Origin of the sequence: Mycobacterium sp. OAE908, from assembly GCF_017872775.1 — a bacterium.
Classification (GTDB): domain Bacteria; phylum Actinomycetota; class Actinomycetes; order Mycobacteriales; family Mycobacteriaceae; genus Mycobacterium.
The window spans coordinates 2060889-2081033 of record NZ_JAGGJL010000001.1 but is presented as its reverse complement, the minus strand read 5'-3'; the positions used below and the strand labels follow the sequence as shown (position 1 = coordinate 2081033).

The 20145-nt window shown below is 66.6% G+C and carries 21 protein-coding genes and 1 pseudogene; 8 read left to right on the top strand and 14 right to left on the bottom strand.

Going from position 1 to position 20145, the window contains the following annotated elements:
• Positions 1-1015: 1015 nt before the first annotated feature.
• Positions 1016-1252, bottom strand: a pseudogene (locus J3E61_RS10255) (hypothetical protein); the annotation flags it as partial.
• Positions 1253-1862: 610 nt separating this feature from the next.
• On the opposite strand from J3E61_RS10255, the gene J3E61_RS10250 reads away from it, so the two are divergent.
• Positions 1863-3839, top strand: coding sequence for a M13 family metallopeptidase (locus J3E61_RS10250; protein WP_210083474.1), 1977 nt, complete (start codon positions 1863-1865; stop codon positions 3837-3839).
• Between the two features lie 66 nt (positions 3840-3905).
• Here the strand turns inward: J3E61_RS10250 and J3E61_RS10245 are convergent, their stop codons facing one another.
• Positions 3906-4958 (bottom strand): L,D-transpeptidase family protein, encoded by a 1053-nt coding sequence (locus tag J3E61_RS10245; RefSeq protein WP_192725098.1) that lies wholly within the window; start codon positions 4956-4958, stop codon positions 3906-3908.
• A 243-nt stretch (positions 4959-5201) separates the two neighbouring features.
• On the opposite strand from J3E61_RS10245, the gene J3E61_RS10240 reads away from it, so the two are divergent.
• Together J3E61_RS10240 and J3E61_RS10235 are read left to right on the top strand one after the other, a co-directional pair.
• Positions 5202-5591: a TIGR03618 family F420-dependent PPOX class oxidoreductase gene (locus tag J3E61_RS10240; RefSeq protein ID WP_192725097.1), complete on the top strand. Its 390-nt coding sequence runs from the start codon at positions 5202-5204 to the stop codon at positions 5589-5591.
• The gene (locus tag J3E61_RS10235) at positions 5588-5881 is read left to right on the top strand and encodes an MTH1187 family thiamine-binding protein (RefSeq protein ID WP_210083473.1); all 294 of its coding nucleotides are present in this window, start codon (positions 5588-5590) and stop codon (positions 5879-5881) included. Before J3E61_RS10240 ends, J3E61_RS10235 begins: the two co-directional genes overlap by 4 nt.
• Before the next feature lie 89 nt (positions 5882-5970).
• On the opposite strand, the gene J3E61_RS10230 is transcribed toward J3E61_RS10235, so the two are convergent.
• Complete coding sequence (locus J3E61_RS10230) at positions 5971-6261, bottom strand: metal-sensitive transcriptional regulator (protein ID WP_015304169.1); 291 nt, start codon at positions 6259-6261, stop codon at positions 5971-5973.
• Position 6262: 1 nt separating this feature from the next.
• Positions 6263-6895, bottom strand: a complete 633-nt coding sequence (locus J3E61_RS10225; protein WP_210083472.1) for a DUF305 domain-containing protein — start codon at positions 6893-6895, stop codon at positions 6263-6265.
• 42 nt (positions 6896-6937) lie between these two features.
• Here J3E61_RS10225 and ilvD point away from each other — a divergent pair, with 42 nt between their 5' ends.
• Positions 6938-8632, top strand: coding sequence for a dihydroxy-acid dehydratase (gene ilvD / locus J3E61_RS10220; RefSeq protein WP_210083471.1), 1695 nt, complete (start codon positions 6938-6940; stop codon positions 8630-8632).
• Here the strand turns inward: ilvD and J3E61_RS10215 are convergent.
• The 7 genes from J3E61_RS10215 to J3E61_RS10185 form a co-directional block, all read right to left on the bottom strand.
• Positions 8629-9615 (bottom strand): ABC transporter substrate-binding protein, encoded by a 987-nt coding sequence (locus tag J3E61_RS10215; RefSeq protein ID WP_210083470.1) that lies wholly within the window; start codon positions 9613-9615, stop codon positions 8629-8631. The genes ilvD and J3E61_RS10215 overlap by 4 nt on opposite strands.
• A gap of 45 nt (positions 9616-9660) precedes the next feature.
• Positions 9661-10185 (bottom strand): hypothetical protein, encoded by a 525-nt coding sequence (locus tag J3E61_RS10210; protein ID WP_210083469.1) that lies wholly within the window; start codon positions 10183-10185, stop codon positions 9661-9663.
• Between the two features lie 65 nt (positions 10186-10250).
• Positions 10251-10922, bottom strand: a complete 672-nt coding sequence (locus J3E61_RS10205; protein ID WP_210083468.1) for an O-methyltransferase — start codon at positions 10920-10922, stop codon at positions 10251-10253.
• A gap of 10 nt (positions 10923-10932) precedes the next feature.
• Positions 10933-11409, bottom strand: a complete 477-nt coding sequence (locus J3E61_RS10200) for a TIGR04338 family metallohydrolase (RefSeq protein WP_210083467.1) — start codon at positions 11407-11409, stop codon at positions 10933-10935.
• Positions 11406-12155, bottom strand: coding sequence for a DUF2786 domain-containing protein (locus tag J3E61_RS10195; RefSeq protein WP_192725089.1), 750 nt, complete (start codon positions 12153-12155; stop codon positions 11406-11408). Before J3E61_RS10195 ends, J3E61_RS10200 begins: the two co-directional genes overlap by 4 nt.
• Before the next feature lie 15 nt (positions 12156-12170).
• Positions 12171-13175, bottom strand: a complete 1005-nt coding sequence (locus tag J3E61_RS10190; RefSeq protein WP_210083466.1) for a hypothetical protein — start codon at positions 13173-13175, stop codon at positions 12171-12173.
• Positions 13154-13993 carry a lysophospholipase gene (locus J3E61_RS10185; RefSeq protein ID WP_210083465.1) on the bottom strand — a complete coding sequence of 280 codons (840 nt, stop codon included), beginning with the start codon at positions 13991-13993 and terminating at the stop codon, positions 13154-13156. The genes J3E61_RS10190 and J3E61_RS10185 overlap by 22 nt, the downstream gene beginning before the upstream one ends.
• Positions 13994-14013: 20 nt before the next feature.
• Between J3E61_RS10185 and J3E61_RS10180 the strand changes: the two genes are divergently transcribed.
• On the top strand, positions 14014-15015 hold the full coding sequence (locus J3E61_RS10180; RefSeq protein ID WP_192725086.1) for an RNA polymerase subunit sigma-70: 1002 nt from the start codon (positions 14014-14016) through the stop codon (positions 15013-15015).
• A 14-nt stretch (positions 15016-15029) separates the two neighbouring features.
• On the opposite strand, the gene J3E61_RS10175 is transcribed toward J3E61_RS10180, so the two are convergent.
• Positions 15030-15911, bottom strand: a complete 882-nt coding sequence (locus J3E61_RS10175; protein WP_210083464.1) for a DUF559 domain-containing protein — start codon at positions 15909-15911, stop codon at positions 15030-15032.
• 186 nt (positions 15912-16097) lie between these two features.
• Between J3E61_RS10175 and J3E61_RS10170 the strand changes: the two genes are divergently transcribed.
• Positions 16098-17222, top strand: a complete 1125-nt coding sequence (locus tag J3E61_RS10170) for an NDMA-dependent alcohol dehydrogenase (RefSeq protein WP_210083463.1) — start codon at positions 16098-16100, stop codon at positions 17220-17222.
• On the opposite strand, the gene J3E61_RS10165 is transcribed toward J3E61_RS10170, so the two are convergent.
• The gene (locus tag J3E61_RS10165) at positions 17203-17646 is read right to left on the bottom strand and encodes a winged helix-turn-helix transcriptional regulator (RefSeq protein WP_210083462.1); all 444 of its coding nucleotides are present in this window, start codon (positions 17644-17646) and stop codon (positions 17203-17205) included. The genes J3E61_RS10170 and J3E61_RS10165 overlap by 20 nt on opposite strands.
• A 69-nt stretch (positions 17647-17715) precedes the next feature.
• Here J3E61_RS10165 and J3E61_RS10160 point away from each other — a divergent pair, with 69 nt between their 5' ends.
• Positions 17716-18477, top strand: a complete 762-nt coding sequence (locus J3E61_RS10160; RefSeq protein WP_210083461.1) for a pirin family protein — start codon at positions 17716-17718, stop codon at positions 18475-18477.
• Entirely contained in the window at positions 18455-19732 is a 1278-nt protein-coding gene (locus J3E61_RS10155) for a gluconolaconase (protein ID WP_210083460.1), read from the top strand. Before J3E61_RS10160 ends, J3E61_RS10155 begins: the two co-directional genes overlap by 23 nt.
• Here J3E61_RS10155 and J3E61_RS10150 read toward each other — a convergent pair.
• Positions 19729-20013 carry a GlsB/YeaQ/YmgE family stress response membrane protein gene (locus tag J3E61_RS10150; protein WP_210083459.1) on the bottom strand — a complete coding sequence of 95 codons (285 nt, stop codon included), beginning with the start codon at positions 20011-20013 and terminating at the stop codon, positions 19729-19731. The two genes, J3E61_RS10155 and J3E61_RS10150, sit on opposite strands and share 4 nt — an antisense overlap.
• Between the last annotated feature and the right edge of the window lie 132 nt (positions 20014-20145).

The following is a 20145-nucleotide window of genomic DNA, read 5'->3' as shown; positions in this document are numbered from 1 at the left end:
AGAGGCTACCTGGCGGCCGAAGTCAGCCCGGGCTGCCCGCGCTGCCGGTTCCCCCGGTGGCGCCCTCATGGCCGTCGGCGCCACTGCTCCCGCTACCCGACTGGCCGCTGCCGGCACCACCGCCGGTGCCCTTGGTGCCGCCCGTGCCGCCCGCACCGCCTGCGCCCCCGGCCCCACCGCCACCGGACTGGCCGCTGGTTCCGATCAAGCCGCCGGTGCCGCCTGTCCCGCCAGTGCCGCCGGTCCCTCCAGTTCCTCCGGTTCCGCCCTTGCCGCCGTCGCCGCCGACGCCGCCGTCCCCACCGACGGTCGACGCGCCGCCGCCGAAACCTCCGTCGCCACCGCCGCCGCCCGGCCCTCCGGTCGCGCCTGTCCCTCCGGTGCCGCCTTGTCCGCCCACGCCGCCGACGCCACCGCTGCCAACGATCACGCCGCCGTGGCCCCCTGACCCACCGGCGCCACCCGTTCCCCCGGTGCCGCCAGTCGCACCGACACCTCCGGTGCCGCCTGCGCCGCCAGTGCCTGCGACCGGGAGCCCGCCATTGGCGCCGCCGCCAGTACCGCCTTGACCACCCGCAGCGCCGGTGCCACCGGTCCCGCCGGCTCCCCCGGTGCCTGCAACGCCGGTTTTGCCTCCCGTCGCACCGCCGACACCGCCGGCGCCTCCAGGCGCTCCGGATCCGCCATCGCCGCCGGCCCCTCCGTCGCCGCCGAAGCTGGTGCCGGCTCCCTGCGCGTCGCCGCCGTGGCCGCCGGCGCCTCCCGGTGCGCCGGGTCCGCCCGCACCTCCAGCACCGCCGATCCCCCCGGTGGAGGTGGCATTTGCAAGCGAGTCCCCGCCTTTGCCGCCGTTTCCTCCTGCCTGTCCGGTCGCCGTTCCCGGTTGGCCGGGTTGGCCGGGGCCGCCGGTGGCGTCTCCGTCGGGACCGCCAGTGGCCTTGGAGCCGTTGTCGCCATTGGCCGCGGGGTCGACCGGCGTCGCGAGTCCGGGATTGACGCCGGGGATGCCCGTCGCACCCTTTCCTCCAGCGCCGCCTGCGCCACCATTGCCGATCCAGCCGGCGTCACCGCCGTTGCCGCCTGCGCCCGCGACGCCGCCGTTCGCGTCGGCCGCAACTCCTGCACCGCCTGCGCCGCCGTTGCCGATGAGGCCACCCGCACCGCCGTTGCCGCCCTTACCGCCGTTGACGCCTGCTACCCCGGCGCCGCCCTGGCCGCCGCTGCCGAACAGCAGTCCGCCGGCCTGACCGTCCTCGCCGGGTGCGCCGTCGGCGCCATTGCAGACCAGCCCGCACCGGTCGCCGATCAGTGCGGTGAACAAACTGTTGGCGCCCCCGGCCTGCGCCGCCAACGCCGGACCCGCGCCGCCGCCGCCGATGACCGCCGTGGATCTCGCCACCACCGACGGCGTTGCGCGGAGATTCTGCTCACCCTGCGGTCGAATCGTCGTCGACGACACGAACACCCCAGGAACGCCGGTGGTCGGCGCGGGGCCAGAGCCGTGTCGGATCAGCACATCGAAGAGCCACGGGGCCACCGCCGGCGAGCCCGCAGGACCGGTCGTGACCCCGGGTCCCGCCTCGGGCACCGCATCTGGCGCAGCTTGTGCGACAAGCGGATTGACCACCCGCTGCACGCTGGACGGCTCCGCAGGGCCCGGCGGATTGGCCAGCAGCACGCCGGCTCCGGCCAACACGACTCCGGCGGTCAGATAGGGGCGAATGGGCATAACTGAAAATCTCCTGAAGAAGGAATTTGCCAAGTCAACGTACAGCCGTCGGTGAAGGGACGTGCTTGCTTTGACAAAGAGTTCGCGCGCAGGAGGTAGCAGTGCACTCGCGAGCTTCTGGAAGGATGTTGGGGTGACGGTAGAAGCCATTCGCTCCGGTATCGACCTCAGCCATGTCGACCCCGATGCGCGCCCCCAAGACGATCTGTTCGGCCACGTCAACGGTCGCTGGTTGGCCGAGTACAAGATCCCGGCCGACCGCGCGACCGACGGTGCATTCCGCTCGCTCTACGACCGCGCCGAAGAGCAGGTCCGCGATCTCATCACCGAGGCGGCCGCGTCGGGCGCGCAGAAGGGCACCGACCAGCAGCGCATCGGCGATCTGTACGCCAGCTTCATGGACGAGCAGACGGTGGCCGAGCGCGGTGTGCAACCGCTGCTCGAGGAACTGGCAGCGATCGACGCCGCCGAAACGCCCGAGGCCCTCGCGGCCGTCGTGGGTGCGCTGCAGCGCAGCGGGGTCGGCGGCGGCACCGGCGTCTACGTCGACACCGACTCCAAGGACTCGACCCGTTATCTGGTGCACCTCACCCAGTCGGGGCTCGGCCTGCCCGACGAGTCGTATTACCGCGACGAGCAGCACGCCGAGATCCTTGCCGCTTATCCGCAGCACATCGCGGCGATGTTCGCGTTGGTGTACGGCGGCGACCACACCGAGACGGCCGCGCGCATCGTCACGCTGGAGACCAAATTGGCCGCCGCGCATTGGGATGTGGTCAAGCGCCGCGACGCGGACCTGACCTACAACCTGCGTACCTTCTCGGACCTGACGGCCGAGGCCCCCGGCTTCGACTGGGCAGGCTGGGTTCAGGCATTGGGCACGACGCCGGATACCGTCGCGGAAGTCGTTGTGCGCCAACCTGATTACCTCACCGCGTTCGCTTCGGCGTGGTCAGGCGAGGACCTGAAGGACTGGAAGAACTGGGCGCGCTGGCGGTTGATTCGTGCCCGCGCCTCGCTGCTCACCGACGATCTGGTCGCCGAGGATTTCTCGTTCTACGGCCGCCGGTTGAGCGGCACCGAGGAGATCCGCGACCGCTGGAAGCGAGCCGTTTCGGTGGTCGAGGGCCTGATGGGCGACGCCGTCGGCAAGCTGTACGTCGAGCGTCACTTCCCGCCGGATGCCAAGGCGCGCATGGACGAACTCGTGGCCAACCTGCGCGAGGCCTACCGCGTCAGCATCAACGACCTCGAGTGGATGACACCGGAGACCCGGCAGAAAGCCCTGGCCAAACTCGACAAGTTCACCCCGAAGATCGGCTACCCCGCCAAATGGCGGGACTACTCGACGCTTGTCATCGAGCGCGACGACCTCTACGGCAACTACCGGCGCGGCCACGAGACCGAGACCGACCGCGAACTGGCCAAGCTCGGCGGACCGGTTGACCGCGACGAGTGGTTCATGACGCCGCAGACCGTCAATGCCTACTACAACCCAGGCATGAACGAGATCGTCTTCCCCGCAGCCATTCTGCAGCCGCCGTTCTTCGATGCCGACGCCGACGACGCCGCCAACTACGGCGGTATCGGCGCGGTGATCGGACACGAGATCGGACACGGTTTCGACGACCAGGGCGCCAAGTACGACGGCGACGGCAACCTCGTCGATTGGTGGACCGACCAGGATCGAACCGAATTCGGCGCGCGGACAAAGGCGTTGATCGAGCAGTACGAGGAGTACACACCTCGTCAGCTGAGCAACGGCCATCACGTCAATGGTGCATTCACCGTCGGTGAGAACATCGGCGATCTCGGCGGTCTGTCGATCGCGCTGTTGGCCTACCGGCTGTCGCTGAAGGGCAAGGAGGCACCGGTGATCGACGGGCTGACCGGCGAGCAGCGGGTCTTCTATGGCTGGGCACAGGTCTGGCGCACCAAATCCCGTGACGCCGAGGCGATTCGGCGACTGGCCATCGACCCGCATTCGCCACCGGAGTTCCGGTGCAACGGCGTCATCCGCAACATCGATGCGTTCTATGACGCGTTCGAGGTCAGCGAATCTGACGAGCTGTACCTGGAACCACAACGGCGCGTTCGCATCTGGAGCTGATCCAGCACACGCAAAAGCCCCTGACACGCGACGTGTTCAGGGGCTTTTGCGTTTATGGCGTTTGGGTCAGAACATCTGCCAGTCGGATGCGCCGTCGGGCTGGTTGTACAGGCCCTTCGAATTCTTGATCACGATCGGATCGCCACTGCCGAAGTTGTCGTAGAACCACTTCGCATTTTCCGGGCTGATGTTGATGCAGCCGTGGCTGACGTTGCGCTTGCCCTGATCGGCCACCGACCACGGCGCGCTGTGCACGAAGTTGCCGCTGTTGTCGATCCGAACGGCGAGATCCACGTCGACCTTGTAGCCGTTGGGGGAATTCACGGGCACGCCATACGTCGAGGAGTCCATCACGATGTGGGGGAACTTCTCGAGCACGTAGTACGTGCCGTTGGGGGTCGTGTGCCCGCCGGCCGACATACCCATCGACACCGGGATCGTCTTCTCCAGCTTCCCGTTTCGCATGACGGTCATCTGATGCGTCGCGTCATCCACGGTCGCCACCAGTTGCTCAGGAACAGTGAAGCTCGACTTGGTGCCGCTGGCGTCGATGTTGACGACTGTCCCCGCGGGCCAGAAGTCCTGCGGCCGCCAGCGCACCTGGGTGTCACTGGTCCAGTAGAACCGGCCGGGCACGGGCGGCACCGACGAGATGTGGATTGCCTGTTCGGCCAGCGCCCGGTCGGCGATCGGTCGGGCGAAGTTGATGTAGATCGGCTTGGCGGCACCGGCCTTGGACCCGTTTGTCGGGTTGAACGTCGGCGGCGCGAACACCGGAGGGCCGGTATACGGCGTCGGGTTTTGTCCCGCGGGCGTGCCCTCGGGGATCACCGCGGGTGCGGCCAGCGGATCGGCAGGCGCGAACGGGTTCGGCAACGCGAACGGCGGCGGAGCAGGCGGTGCGGCCGGATCGGCGGGCGGCGGGACCGCCAGCGGATCAGCGGGCGGCGGCGCGAACGGATCCGGCGGCGGCGCGGGTGCGGCAGCCGGATCGATCGGCGCCGGCGGCGGCGCAACGTCAGGGTCAGCGAGCGCAGATGGGTTACCCAACGCCAGTCCACCGACCAGTCCAGCCGCGAATATCGCGGTGGCCAGTCTGCCCCTCATCCGCGAACGCATACGTCACCTCCAGTCACACACAAACTCCGTCCAGTCTCGCACAGCGAAAGCACCGGCTACTTCGTCGAGGAAGCTGCCCGGGCCTGTGCGACCGCCCAGCTCAGGTCGCTGACCTGCAGTGTCAATCGCAGCCCGGCCGGGAACGTTACTTCCTACTGATTGCCTGAGGAACTACGAACAGGGCCTACGTACGTTGTGAGCTGGTAGTTGACGCACCGCCGAGAGGTTCGAGAAAGGAAAGTGATGGTCGATATCCCAGAGGGGTACGAAACGCTGCTGGAGCGCCCGCTGTACGGACACCTGGCGACGACGAGGCCCGACGGCAATCCGCAGGTCAATCCGATGTGGTTCGACTGGGACGGCGAGTTGCTGCGCTTCACCCACACGACCAAACGGCAGAAGTACCGCAACATCACCGCCAATCCGAATGTGGCGATGTCCATCAGCGACCCGGACAACCCGTATCGGTACCTGGAGGTGCGGGGCGTTGTCGAGGAGATCGTGCCCGACCCGACCGGCGCCTTCTACCTACAGCTCAACGACCGCTACAGCGGCCCGCTGACGGAGCCGCCTCCGGACAAGGCCGACCGCGTCATCCTCGTCGTGCGCCCGACCGGGTACACCAAGCAGTGATCGTCGCCTTCAGCGTCAGCCCAACAGGCGGGGACGAGAGCGTCGGATCGGCGGTGGCAGAGGCGATACGCGTAGTGCGCGCATCGGGATTGCCCAATGAGACGAACGCGATGTTCACCAACATCGAGGGTGAATGGGACGAGGTGATGGCGGTGGTGAAGCAGGCCGTAGAGGCCGTAGCGGCGGCCTCTGGCCGGGTCAGCTTGGTCCTCAAAGCCGACATCCGGCCGGGTTACACCGGTCAGCTCAGCGCGAAGGTGGAACGCATCGAGCGCGAACTCGGCGCCTAGTCGGCGGCTCGCCTCCGCGAGATTGCAGTTATTGCGGGGCCCACGCGCACTTCTGCCCAACAAGTGCGATCTCGCGAACCGACGCTGATTCAGGACCGCACTAAGCGCGCGATGGCAGCCGACGCCTCGGCCAGTTTGGCGTCGGCCTCATCGCCGCCCTCCGCGACGGCTTGTGTGACGCAATGGCCGAGGTGCTCGTCGAGCAACCCCAGCGCCACCGACTGCAGCGCGCTGTTGACCGCGCTGATCTGAGTCAGCACGTCGATGCAGTACTTGTCCTCGTCGATCATCTTCGCGATGCCGCGGACCTGGCCCTCGATTCGGCGCAGCCGTTTGGCGTAGTTCTCTTTCTGCTGCGAATAACCGTGTGCGGCAGTCATTTCAGCCTCCCAGCATCTGCTTCATCTGGCCGATCTCGGCTTCCTGCGCGGTGACGATGCTCTTGGCCAGGGCCTTGGCATCCACATTGTCGCCGTTGGCGATCTCGGCTTTGGCCATTTCGATCGCGCCCTGATGGTGGCTGATCATCGACTCCAGCCACAGTTTGTCGAATTCCGCGCCACTGCTCGACTTCAGTTTCGTCATCGTCGCCTCGTCGACCATGCCCTGCATCGTGTTGCCGTGCCCCGCATGCCCCGAGTTGTTCTCCGGGTTCTCGTTCCACTGCACCAGGAAGACCTTCATCACTTCGATCTCCGGTTGCTGTACCGCCGAGATCTGCTTAGCCAACGCGATCAGATCGGCATTGCTCGAACGGTCGGGAACCAGGGCCGCGAGCTCGATGGCCTGCTGGTGATGCGGAATCATGTTGGTGGCAAAGGCCACATCGTCGGGGTTGAAGCCGGCCGGCTGGCCGGTGATGACCGGTTCGTCGGACTTCGGGTGATCGTTGTGCGCATCCGTCTTGGCGCTACCGCAGGACGCCAAGAACAGCGCGGCGGCGACCCCGGCCAGCACCGCGAGCAGACGAGTCAACGACGTCACGTGTCCAGGGTACCCCGTGGGGGTATTCATAACGGTTTGGCCTGTCGAAACGCCGACGGCATACTGAGACGCATGCCCTCCCCAGACATGAAGCCCCGCAGCCGCGACGTCACCGACGGACTGGAAAAGGCCGCCGCCCGCGGAATGCTGCGGGCCATCGGGATGGGTGACGAGGACTTCGCCAAGCCGCAGATCGGGGTCGGGTCCTCGTGGAACGAGATCACGCCGTGCAATCTATCGCTGGACCGCCTGGCCAAGGCCGTCAAGGACGGTGTGTTCGCCGCGGGCGGCTATCCGATGGAGTTCGGCACGATCTCGGTCTCCGACGGCATCTCGATGGGCCACGAAGGCATGCACTTCTCGCTGGTCTCCCGTGAGGTGATCGCCGACAGTGTCGAGACGGTCATGCAGGCCGAACGCCTCGACGGGTCGGTGCTGCTGGCGGGATGCGACAAGTCGCTGCCGGGCATGCTGATGGCCGCCGCCCGGTTGGACCTGGCTTCGGTGTTTCTGTACGCGGGTTCGATCCTTCCCGGCATCGCCAAGATGTCGGACGGCACCGAGAAGGAAGTGACGATCATCGACGCGTTCGAGGCCGTCGGCGCGTGCTCGCGCGGGCTGATGTCGCGCGAGGACGTCGACGCCATCGAGCGCGCGATCTGCCCCGGCGAGGGCGCTTGCGGCGGCATGTACACCGCCAACACCATGGCGTCGGCGGCCGAAGCGCTCGGCATGTCGCTGCCCGGTTCGGCCGCACCGCCCGCCACCGACCGGCGGCGGGACGGGTTCGCGCGGCGCAGCGGGCAGGCCGTCGTGGAACTGCTGCGCCGCGGCATCACCGCGCGCGACATCCTCACCAAGGAGGCGTTCGAGAACGCGATCGCCGTGGTGATGGCATTCGGTGGCTCGACAAACGCGGTGCTGCATCTGCTGGCCATCGCACACGAGGCGAACGTGAAGCTGACGCTGGAGGACTTCACCCGCGTCGGCAACAAGGTCCCGCACCTGGCGAACGTCAAACCCTTTGGCCAGCACGTGATGACCGACGTCGACCGCATCGGCGGCGTGCCCGTGGTGATGAAGGCACTGCTGGATGCCGGTCTGCTGCACGGTGATTGCCTGACCGTGACCGGCGAGACCATGGCGGCCAACCTCGCCCACATCGCGCCGCCGGACCCCGACGGCAAGGTGTTGCGGGCATTGTCCGACCCGATCCATCCGACCGGCGGCATCACAATCCTGCACGGCTCGTTGGCCCCTGAGGGCGCCGTGGTCAAATCGGCCGGCTTCGACTCTGATGTGTTCGAGGGCACCGCAAGGGTTTTCGAGCGTGAGCGCGCTGCGCTGGATGCCCTCGAGGACGGCACGATCACGGCCGGTGACGTGGTGGTGATCCGATACGAGGGCCCCAAGGGTGGGCCGGGTATGCGCGAAATGCTCGCCATCACAGGCGCGATCAAGGGCGCGGGCCTCGGCAAGGACGTGCTGCTGATGACCGACGGTCGCTTCTCCGGTGGCACAACGGGATTGTGCGTCGGGCACATCGCGCCGGAGGCCGTCGACGGCGGGCCGATCGCGTTCCTGCAAGACGGCGACCGCATTCGCCTCGACGTCGCCAACGGCACGCTGGACGTACTCGTCGATCCGGCCGAATTCGATTCGCGCAAGGCAGGTTTCGAGCCGCTGCCGCCGCGCTACACCACCGGTGTGCTGGCGAAGTACACCAAGCTGGTGGGGTCCGCGGCGGGCGGAGCGGTATGCGGCTAGTGCAGCGCTTTCGCCACTAGCGGCGGCAGCTGCTCGGCGACGTACGGCAGCGACAGCGGTGAGCAAAACGCGATGGCACCTGCCTGCGCCTTGGTGGTGAATACATTGCGGTTCTCGCGGGTGGCACGCAGATTCGCAATACCCGGAATGGCAAGCAGCGCATCGATATCGGCCTGGCTCTCCGTCTTCCAGATCAACACGTCGGCCTCGTCCAGCGGTGCCGGATCGTTGGGATCCAGATACGCCCGGTCGTCGCCTCTGCCGTAAGCGGCGATGCCCTCGGGTATCACGAAACCCATCTGGGTGAGGAACTCGGTCTTCCAACTCGGGATCGCCGCGATCACGCTGTTCTGCCAGTACGTGTCGCCGGAGAGCAGGAACACTTTCTTGCCGGCGAATTGCGGATACTTGGCTGCGACGGCCGCGAACCGCGCGTCGACTCCAGCGATCACCGATCGCATCCTGTCTGCCTGGAACACCGCCTGGCCGATCGTGTCCGCTTGCAGCTTCCACGGTTCGAAGAACGGTTCGTCTCCTGATTGCGGGATGGTCGGGGCGATGGCCGAGAGTTGTTGGTATGTATCGTCGTTCACGCCCGCGTTGGTCGCGACGATCAAGTCCGGCTTCAGTGCGGCGATCTGGTCGACCTGGATCCCGTCATAAATGCTGAGCACCGTCGGGCGGGCCCCGCCGAGTTTGGCTTGCGCCCACGGCCATACCGCGAACGGTTCGTTGCCGAACCACTCGGTCGTGGCGATCGGCACCACACCGGCGGCCAACAGGTCGTCCTGTTCGGTAAAGCCGGCGCTGACGACGCGTTTGGGCGGCGCGGGGACGACTGTCTGCCCGAACGCGTGAGTGATGGTCACCGGTCCGGGGTTGGGCGCCGCCGTCGCCGCGCCAGCGGCACGGCCTGCAGCGATCGCCAATCCCGCCGCCCCGGTCATCCCGAGGAAACTTCTCCTACTCCAGTGCGGATGCATCGCGCCAGCGTAGGTCGCGCGCAGCCGGATTTCAGGCAAATTAACTTATCTGTCAAAAGTGCCCGGCGGCTGCACCGGAGTCAGGGATATCGGCACCATGTGCGTGCCTGGCCCTTCACCGGGGCAGCCGGCCCCGTCGATGACCAGCGTCCGCTCGCCGAAGAAACTGCCGTCGGGGTTCGGGATCCAGTAGTCCGAGCGTTGCGCCGTGACGGCGCTGCCGGGGTCGTTGCGGTCGCAGAAGTAGGGATACTCACCGCTGGTTTCCCAGCGGTCGTTGTTCCATCGGTATTCGTACTCCACGGGAGCGCCGGGGTTGCGGGCATGGTCGTCCCTGTTGTCCATGCGCGCGACGCAACCGTTGGCGTCGCATTGAGTGGTGAACGGGACCGGCACGGTTATCGGATTCATCGGCGTCGGCATGCCGTTGAACGTCTGCTGCGAGAAGTCGATGAACAAGTCGTAGTGCCCGTACAGCGGCGGTGGCTCAGCTCGATCCGCGTGAGCGACCGGCGACCCGAGCAGCGCGGCACATGCAGCAAGGACGCCTATCGGCAGAGTGCTTGGCATGTCACTGGATTAACACACCCAGGTGCTCACTCGTCGCCGAATCGGTCATACGCCCGCGCTGGCCGCTACTGCGGCTGCTTGACGATCGCCAGCGCGAAGCCGTCCCAGCCCTTCGTGCCGACCGTCTGAATCGCCGCCGCATCCAGCCGAGGGTTGGCCCCCATCATGTCGAGCATGTCGCGAACGGCAAGGGCCTGTAGGTCGTCGGGCGCGGGGTCAAGAACGCGGCCGAAGCGAGCGATGTTGTCCACCACGATGATTGAGCCCGGCACCCCGAGTTTGATCGCCCACTCGACATAGGCGAGGTTGTTCTCCTTGTCGGCGTCGATGAAGATCAGATCGAATGTTTCGCCTCGACCCTCCAGCGTCGGCAGGGTGTCCAGCGCCGCGCCGACGATGACCTCCACCCGGTCGTCGACGCCTGCCCGCGCGAGATTCTGCCGCGCGACCTCGGCGTGCTTGCGTTCGAATTCCAGTGTGACGACGCGGCCGCCGGGCCCGACGGCGCGCGCCAACTGGATGGTGCTGTAACCGGCGAGAGTGCCGATCTCGAGCACCCGCGTAGCGCGCATCGCAGTCGCCAACAGGAACAGCAACTTGCCGTGTTGGGCGGACACCTCGATGGCAGGCATGCCTGCGGCGCTGCCCGCTTCGCGCGCCGCTCGCAGTGCGTCGTCTTCGGTCTTCAGCACGCGGTTGAACAGCTCATCGAGCGCCTTGGGATCCGACTCAGTCACTCGACAAACGCTACCGCACACCTTCTTTGGCGTATACGACACGCAACACGTGGGCGACCTCCGGACCCATCACCGTCTCGGCGAGTTCACAGAACGTCGCGACGAACTCCGGCCCGTGCGGCGGCTCGGCGTCGCTGAGGTGATGGGCGATCTCGTGCAACACCACCAACTCGCGCAGCGCCCAGGTCGAGCGGCGGTCGGGCACCGCGATGGTGGCGTCGTCGCCGACACGCTCGTAGTGCGCGGCGGTGGTCCCGCGGCGCGCCCGCACAGTCAGCGGGCGATCCGCGCCGACATGGGCCAACACGTCGTCGACATACCGTTGCACCGCGGCGGCCGACCCGAAGCGTCCCTCAGGTGGAAGCGTCAGCTGCGCGCCGAAGAACTCGACGACACGGTTGCCGCGTTCGGCTGCACGGTCGAACAGCGTGCGCACGAATTCCTCAGCGGCATAGACCTTTGCGCGCTGTGTGTCGCGTGGCGTCACGTCTCCAATGCCGAGCGGGCGCCTGCCAGCTCCGGGCTGTGGCCGAGCCGGGCCCGCTTGCCCGCGCGATCACCGGCGCGCCGGGCAGCCGACGAGTAGCCCGCCGTCGCGCTGGTGGCCCGCCACGTGCCACGCGCCTGCGACGTCTCGCGGTAGAAGTCCTTCAGCTCGATATCCTTGTCCCGCAACGCAATAGCCGTACCCGGCTGGCTGTCACGGCCCTTGGTGGCCTCGCGCTGCGCCTGCTCACGCGCCTCCACCAGTCGCTTTCCGATGCGGGCGCCGAAGGCCAGTTGGAAGTTGAGTCGCGCAGTGATCGTCGGCGTCGGCCGGTGCGCTCCCGAGGAGATGTAGGCCTCCGACGCCCTGACCATCTGCATCACCAGGCTGGCGTACAGCGCGTGAGTGGCATCGATGTCCTCGGCGAAGCCGTACGCATAGACGAACGTCGAGTTCGACGCGACGTCACACTTCACGTCGTTGGCGTGGGCGATCACGGTGAACAACTGCACATACGTGCGTAATCCGCGGGTGCCCGGATTGCCGATCGTGATCGTGCGCTGCACGGGCGTCTGCGCCTTGGTGCGCTTGTCGGAATGGGCGCGGGCGACCGCCAGGTCGATCGACGTCGCTGTGGCCAACCGCTGTGCGGCGGCCATGAATGCGTCGGCCTCGTGCTGGTTATCGGTCCCCTCGGCCTGGCGGAGCAGCGCGGCGATCCGCGCCAGCATCTTGTCGTCAGTCACGCTTCGAGACTAAAGCTACTTTCCGACAAACACGTCGAGCGCCGTGACCACCTGTGGAGAAAGCGGACCCGCCTTGGTGAGGTTCGCGATGCTGTCGCTGGGGTCGTCGCGTAGCACGTGGTTGACGCCCTGCAATTGCACGACGGTGAGCGCCGTGTGCTTGAGCGCGTCGATCAGCGGTTGCTCGGTGTCGCACTTGGCCTGGCTGTCGGTGTCCGAGCACGTCAACAGGACGGGAGTGCCTGCGGGCACCTTCGCCGCCTCCGCGATCGGATCGATCTTGTCGGTCTCGACGACGGCCCGCACATTGCCGGGGTTGACGATGGCGCCCAGCCCTTCTGGCAGTTTGTCGGACACCGTGCCCTTGGTCCGCACTTCGTTGACCGCGGCCAGCCACGTCGCCAGCGTCTGGGCGCTGGCATCGCCGCGCACCCGGTTGGTGATGATGTCCAGGTATCGGCCGGGCAGCGGCTGAAACAGGCCAAGCGAGTGGATCTTTGGCGCCCCTGGAGTGGTGTCGGTGGCCAGCGCCATCGCATGGATGGTGCCCTCACCGAGGCCATACACCGAGATGCGGGCCTTGTCGGTACCCGACTGGTCGGCGAGGTAGCGCACCGCCGCCTGGGCGCCTGCGGTGTAGACGGCGCTGACGACGTCGTTGGGGCGGCCCTTGTAGGGGCCCAGACCGGTCTTGCCGGTGCCGACCTTGTCGTAGCGCAGGCTGGCGACGCCGAGCGACGACAGTTGTTCGGCCAGTTGGCGCATGTTGCCGATCGGGCCGACGACGGCGTTGTCCCCGTTGCGGTCCGTCGGTCCGCTTTCGGAGATCAGCAACGCCGCAGGCGCCGGCCCGCCGCCTTGCTGGTGACGGTAGGTGCCGTGCACGGTGAGGCCGTCGGCCACCTGGAAGGTGACGTCGTCATCGACCCAGGGATGGTCGTCCGACGAGCAGCCGGCGAGAGCGAGCACCAGCGAAACAGCAAGAGCAACAATGCCTTTCAAAGGCGGACCTCGATCCATGACGAGACGTCGTCGAGCACCACGGCGCGTTCGGGCTCATTGAACACCTCGTGGTACAGCTCGGGGTAGACCTTCAGGTGCACATCAGCCGAACCTACGCATTCGACCAGGTGCCTGCTGCCGTCGACCGGGATCAGCTTGTCCTGCTCGCCGTGCACGACAAGCAGTGGCGCAGTGATCGCACCCGCGCGCTGGGGCATGGTCTCGCCGACGCCGATCAGCGCCCTGGCAATGCCTGCGGGCAGCTTGCCGTGGTGGACCATCGGGTCGGCGTTGTAGGCGGCCACCACCTGGGGGTCACGGGACACCGCGTCGGTGGGCAGTTGTTCGACGGGCAGGCCCGGCAGGATCTTGCCGAGCAGCTTGGCCACGACGACCATCACCGGCGAGACGCCCTCCTGCGCGTCCACCGCGGGTCCCGACAGCACCATCGCCGAGTAGTCCTCGGGATGCTCGACGCCGTACGCGAACACGATGCCGCCGCCCATGCTGTGGCCCAACACGATGCGCTTCAGGCCGGGGTGATCGGCGGCCGCGATGCCGACCAGGGTGTGGAAGTCGTCGGTGTATTCGGAGATGTCGCGCAGGAACACGCGCTTGCCACCGGAGCGGCCGTGACCTCGATGGTCCAGCGCATAGGTGACGAGGCCGGATTCGCCGAACCGTTGCGCGACATGGTCGTAGCGGCGGGCGTGCTCGGCGTAGCCGTGGGCGAGGACGACGACGCCGCGCGGCTCGGTGTCCGGGGCCCACACGTCGTAGACGATGCGCACGCCGCCGACCCCGTCGAAGCTGCGTTCCTTGCGCGTAGTGGCCATCAGGGGAGAGTAGCGAGTACATGTCGGTGGGTCTGCGTAAGCTTCCCAAGGTGACCGTCCTCGCCCACGAAACCGATGACGAGTTCCTACTCAAGGCCGAGCCTCACCGGCGCGAACTGCTGGCGCACTGCTACCGGATGACCGGTTCGCTGCACGACGCGGAAGACCTCGTTCAGGAGACGTACCTGCGGGCATGGAAGGCCTACGGCGGGTTCAAGGGCCAGTCGTCGTTGCGGACATGGCTCTACCGGATCGCTACCAACACCTGCCTGACCGCACTCGACTCACGGCAGCGCCGCGCGTTGCCCAGCGGGTTGGGCCAGCCGAGTTCGGATGCACACGGCGAGCTCAACGAACGCGCCGAGGTGCCGTGGCTGGAACCGTTGCCCGACGAGTCCGCTGATCCCTCGAACCTCGTCGGCTCACGCGAGTCGGTGCGGTTGGCGTTCGTGGCGGCGCTGCAGCATCTGTCGCCGCGCCAGCGGGCCGTCCTGGTGCTGCGCGACGTGCTGCAGTGGAAGGCCGCCGAGGTGGCTGAGGCCATCGGGACGTCGACGGCCGCGATCAACAGCCTTTTGCAGCGGGCGCGGGCGCAGCTCGAGGCGGTCGGCCCCAGCGAGGACGACAAGCTGGCGGAACCCGATTCGCCGGAGACCAAGGATCTGCTCGACCGCTACATCGCCGCGTTCGAGAACTATGACGTCAACGAGCTGGTGAAGATGTTCACCGACGACGCGATATGGGAGATGCCTCCGTTCGACGGCTGGTATCAGGGGCCCGAGCAGATCGTCACGCTCACCCGGGACCATTGCCCAGCCGAGGGCCCGGGCGACATGCGGTTCCTGCGGACCACGGCCAACGGCCAACCGGCTGCGGCGCTGTACATGCTCAATCGGGAGACGAGCAAGCACGAGGCGTTCCAATTGCACGTGCTCGACGTCAAACCCGGTGGCGTCTCGCACGTGGTGGCGTTCATGGACGTCGCGCTGTTCGAGAAGTTCGGCTTACCGGCGCACCTGTAGGCGCGAGTGGCCACTTATGCCACGCCATCGCTCAAAATCCGTGCAATAACTGGCCACTGGGCGCCCGCTGCCTCGAGCGCTGCGCACACCCTCGCGACAATCACGTGGGACCGCCATCGCAACAACTCGTCGTTGGCGCGCACCATCCGCCACCCGCGACAGTCGAGGTCGGCGTACTTCTCGATGTCGCGGGTGCGACGCCGCGGGTCTGTCCAGTGCTGAGGCCCGTCGTACTCGACACCGACTTTGAACTCAGCCCATCCCATATCGATGCGCCATCGGCCCACGACAATCTGGGTCGTCGGTCGCGGAAGTCCCGCATCGATGAGCACGAGCCGTGTTCGAGTTTCCTGCGGCGATTCGGCGCCGCAGTCCATCAGGTCGACCACTTCACGTAACTGCACCAACCCGCGCACCCCGCGGTGTCGCTCGATCAGCGGGTTGACATCAAATGACTGCAAACGGACCGCGTTGGCCAACGCATCCACCGCGATAAGCGCTTGCAGGCGACGGTCGCGACGGCCGAGATCGAAGGCCGTCCTGGCGGGTGTTGTCGCTTGAATACCCCTAACCACGCAAATGTCGTCAACTGCCAATTCGTCTCGATGGATGACGATTCCGCCGGCCGGCTTGCCGTTGCGGCGATACAACTCAGCCGGCCGCTGCGGATCGATCCACTTCGCCCCATGAAGGGCAGCGGCAGAGAAACCTGCGGCGGTGGCTTGCCGACCAGACCAAAGCCATGCCGCGACGGCTCGCGTGTCCGGTGTCAGCGGCACACCCTTTGCGATGTACACGTCCCTGTGCACTGAGTCGTACCGGCTGCGCAGCGTTCGCCTTGTCACTGTGCTGAGCGCCAGCGCTTCGGTGCCGAGAAACGGCGTCGCCTCTGCCATGCGAGTTAGGACGAAGGCCGCGCCTGAACGGCTCCACGTAGTTCGAGTGGCCAGTTATGACACGCAAAACCATCCAAGACGTGCGATAAGTGGCCACTCGCGGGACGACTCCATCTAGCGTGGTATCACCGCAGCTTAGGGGGCAAGTTGACACGTGTTTTGTAACGTGTTCTATGATCGCGATTCATGAAGACCAAAGGGGCTCTGCTTTGGGAGCTCAACTCCCCGTTCCGCGTCGACGAGATCGAGATCGGCGACCCCGTCGCCGATGAGGTGCAGATCCGCATGCACGCCGCAGGCATGTGCCACTCGGACTATCACCTCACCACCGGCGCCACCCCGATCGGCCTTCCCGCCCTCGGCGGCCACGAGGGCGCAGGAGTTGTGACCAAGGTCGGCAGCAACGTAAAGGGCATCGAAGAGGGCGACCACGTCATCCTCGCCTTCATCCCGGCATGCGGGGAGTGTCCGCCGTGCCTGAAGGGTTATCGCTCGCTGTGCGACCGCGGCGCCGTGCTGCTCGGCGGCAAGGCCATCGCCGACGGCACCAGCCGCGTACACGCAGGCACCACCGAGGTGTCGCCGATGAACCTGCTCGGCACGTTCGCCCCGTACATGACCGTGCACAAGGACTCCGTCGTCAAGATCGACAAGGACATCCCGTTCGAGACCGCCGCCATCATGGGTTGCGCGGTGCCGACGGGCTTCGGTTCGGCCACCAACGTCGCCCAGGTGCAACCCGGTGAGACCGTCGCGATCGTCGGCGTCGGCGGCATCGGCATGAGCGCGCTGCAGGGCGCCGTCATCTCCGGCGCAAAGACCGTCATCGCCATCGACCCGAACGAATGGAAGCGCGACCAGGCCATCAAGTTCGGCGCCACCCACGTCTACCCGTCGATGGCCGAGGCGATCGGACCGATGATCGACGTCACCCACGGCCTGATGGCCGACAAGACGATTCTCGCCGTCGGCGAGATGAAGGGCGAGTACCTCGAAGAGGCGATGATCCTCACGGCCAAGACCGGCACCTGCGTGGTGACCGGCATGGGCTCGATGATGGACGTCGACGTGAAGCTCAACCTCTTCCTGTTCACCATGCTGCAGAAGACGTTGAAGGGCAACATCTTCGGTGGCGGGAGCTCGCACATCGAGACGCCGAAGCTCGTCGGCCTCTACAAGTCGGGTCAGCTGAAGATCGACGAGATGGTCACCACGACTTATTCGTTGGAGAACATCAACGACGGTTATCAGGACATGCTGGACGGCAAGAACATTCGCGGCGTCATCAAGTTCAGCGAAGCCGACTGGTAACCAGTTCGATCACCGCGCCGAACGAACGCAGCTGCGCGGGGCTCAAACCGTCGAACACGACGGAGCGCACCAGTTCGACGTGTCCGGGAGCGGCGGCATCCAATGCTGCCCGGCCGGCAGAGGTGAGTTCTACGGTCGCACCGCGCCGGTCGTCGCCGCTGCCATGGCGATCCACCAGGTCGCGGCCGCGCATCCGTCGCAGCTGATGTGACAGCCTGCTCTGCTCCCAGCCGAGCACCTCGCCGAGCTCGTTGATGCGCTGCGGCCCCCGCTCGGACAGCGCCACCAGCACGTCGTAGTCAGCCAGCGACAGCTCACAGTCCTGTTGCAGCTGGCGGTGCATGGCAGTCTGCAGTCGGCTCGCCATCTCCAGGTACCCTCGCCACACGTTCTGCTGCTCGTCGGTCAGCCACATGGAATACATGACACATCATCTATGTTGTCGGAGTCAACGCCGCCCACCTAGGCTGGCCAAGACACCAGGAGTGATGCCATGACCGCACCCACTGTCGACATCAGGCGCGCCGACGATCGCCTGACGACCAAGATCGACTGGCTGGACTCCAAGCATTCCTTCTCGTTCGGCAGTCATTACGCTCCCGACAACACCCACCACGGACTGCTGCTCGTCAACAACGACGACATCGTCAAGCCCGGCACAGGTTTTGATACCCATCCCCACCGCGACATGGAGATCGTGACGTGGGTGCTGCGCGGCTCGCTGGTGCACCAGGACTCGACCGGACACTCCGGCGTGATCTATCCCGGCCTGGCCCAGCGCATGTCGGCAGGCCGCGGCATCCTGCACTCGGAGAAGAACGACTCGTGGCGGCTGACCGGCTCCGAAACACATGACGAGCCAGTGCATTTCGTGCAGATGTGGGTGGTGCCCGACGAGTCCGGTATCACGCCGGGCTACCAACAGCTCGAGATCGACGACGAATTGCTGCGCGGCGGCCTGGTGACCATCGCGTCGGGTATGCCCGAGCACAGCGACGACGCCGCGATCACCATCCGCAACCGCTACGCCGCGCTACACGGCGCGCGTCTGCAGGCGGGCCAATCGGTCGAGTTGCCCGAGGCGCCATACCTGCACCTGTTCGTCCCCCGCGGTGAGGTGACGCTGGAGGGCGCCGGGCCGCTGCACGAGGGCGACGCGGTTCGGTTCACCGGATCGGGCGGCCAGCGCGTCACCGCTTCAGCACCCGCAGAGATTCTGGTCTGGGAGATGCATGCGGGTTTGGCTGCGGCGTAAGCGAATTGGGGCCACGCTGGTCGGCGTGGCGCTGATCGCGGCATGTGCATCTGAGCCTGCGCCGCAAGGCGGCCCAACAGTGTCGGCGACGCCCACCGCGGCGGGCCTGGTTCCGGTGACCGTGCAGGTCGCGCCGGACTTGGCCCAAGCCCCGTTCGACCAACCGCGCCAGGCACTGGTGCCCGCCGGCTGGACCCTGTCGGTATGGGCGCGCGTCCCCAACGCCCGGATGGCCGCGTTCGCGCCGGACGGCAGCCTGCTGGTGTCGGTGCCGAGCCGCGGCCAGATAGTCAGGCTTCAATCCGGCCGCGACTCCGTGCTGCTCGACGGGCTCGACCAACCTCACGGCCTCGCATTCGCGGGAAACACGCTGTACGTCGCCGAGAGCGATCAGATCGACACCTACGACTACGTCGGCGGCACAACGAGAAACCGTCGCACCATCGCCGACGACCTACCCGATGCCAAGAGCCCCGACCTGCGTGGCGCATACGCGCATGCGCTGAAGAGCGTCGCGATCGGACAGGACGGCGCGGTGTATTTCTCCATCGGCTCGACCGGCAACGTCACCGCCGACGACCGTACCGCCAACCCGCCGCGCGCCACCATCATGCGGATCCCGCCCGGGGGCGGCCCCGCACAAGCGTTTTCGACCGGCGTTCGCAACGGGACCGGTCTGGCGATCGGGCCGGACGGTTCGGTGTGGACAGCGGTCAACAACCGCGACAACGTCGCCGACCCGCAAACCGGCGAGGCCACCGCCGATTACGTCAGCGCCCATCCACCCGAAGCCGTGGCACGGCTGACACAAGGGCGCGAATTGGGTTGGCCCTACTGCAATCCCGACGGCGGGCCAGCCAACCTGTCGTTCATTCGCGACGTGCAGACCAACGCCGACGGCAGCAGGCTGGACTGTGCGGCACTGCCGCCTGTCGAGCAAAGCCTCGGCGCGCACGCCGCGCCGCTAGGGATGAGCTTTACCGGGAACACGCTGCCTGCCCCCTACACCTCCGGCGCGCTGGTCGGCGTGCACGGATCATGGAACCGGCAGCCGCCGTACCCGCCCGAGGTGGTGTTCTTCCCTTGGGCCAACGGCACTCTCGGTAATGCGCAGACGCTTGTCGGCGGTTTTCAGTCCGACGACGGCACGCGATGGGGCCGCCCCGTCGCAGCCGTAACCGGCTCGGACGGAGCGGCCTACATCACCGATGACTATGCGAACGCCGTGTATCGGTTGGCACCGCCTGGTCGCTAGCGCGCTGGGGTGCCCGTGCCTCGCCGCCCGGTGACAGCCAGGTAGACCGCGATCAAGACGATCGCCACGACAACGCCGACGAGGAACGGAATGACCGCCCATCCGCCATTGGAGTTGGAATAGCCAACCTGATAGGTCACCCACGAGCCGATCAGGGACCCGAGGACGCCGAGCACGATGGTCATCAGAACGCCGATGTTCTGCTTGCCCGGCATGATGAGGCGCGCCAACGCGCCGACAATCAATCCGACGACGACCGCGCTGATAATTGTGCCGATCATTTTGTGCTCCTCAAGTTGAAAGTCCGACCACCGCCCGGTTACCCGTTCCAGCGAATTTCACTCCGGACAGCTAAGGGTGCGATCCACCCGAGCCCCAACCGATACCGAGCTGTTATCAAAGTTGACTGTGTG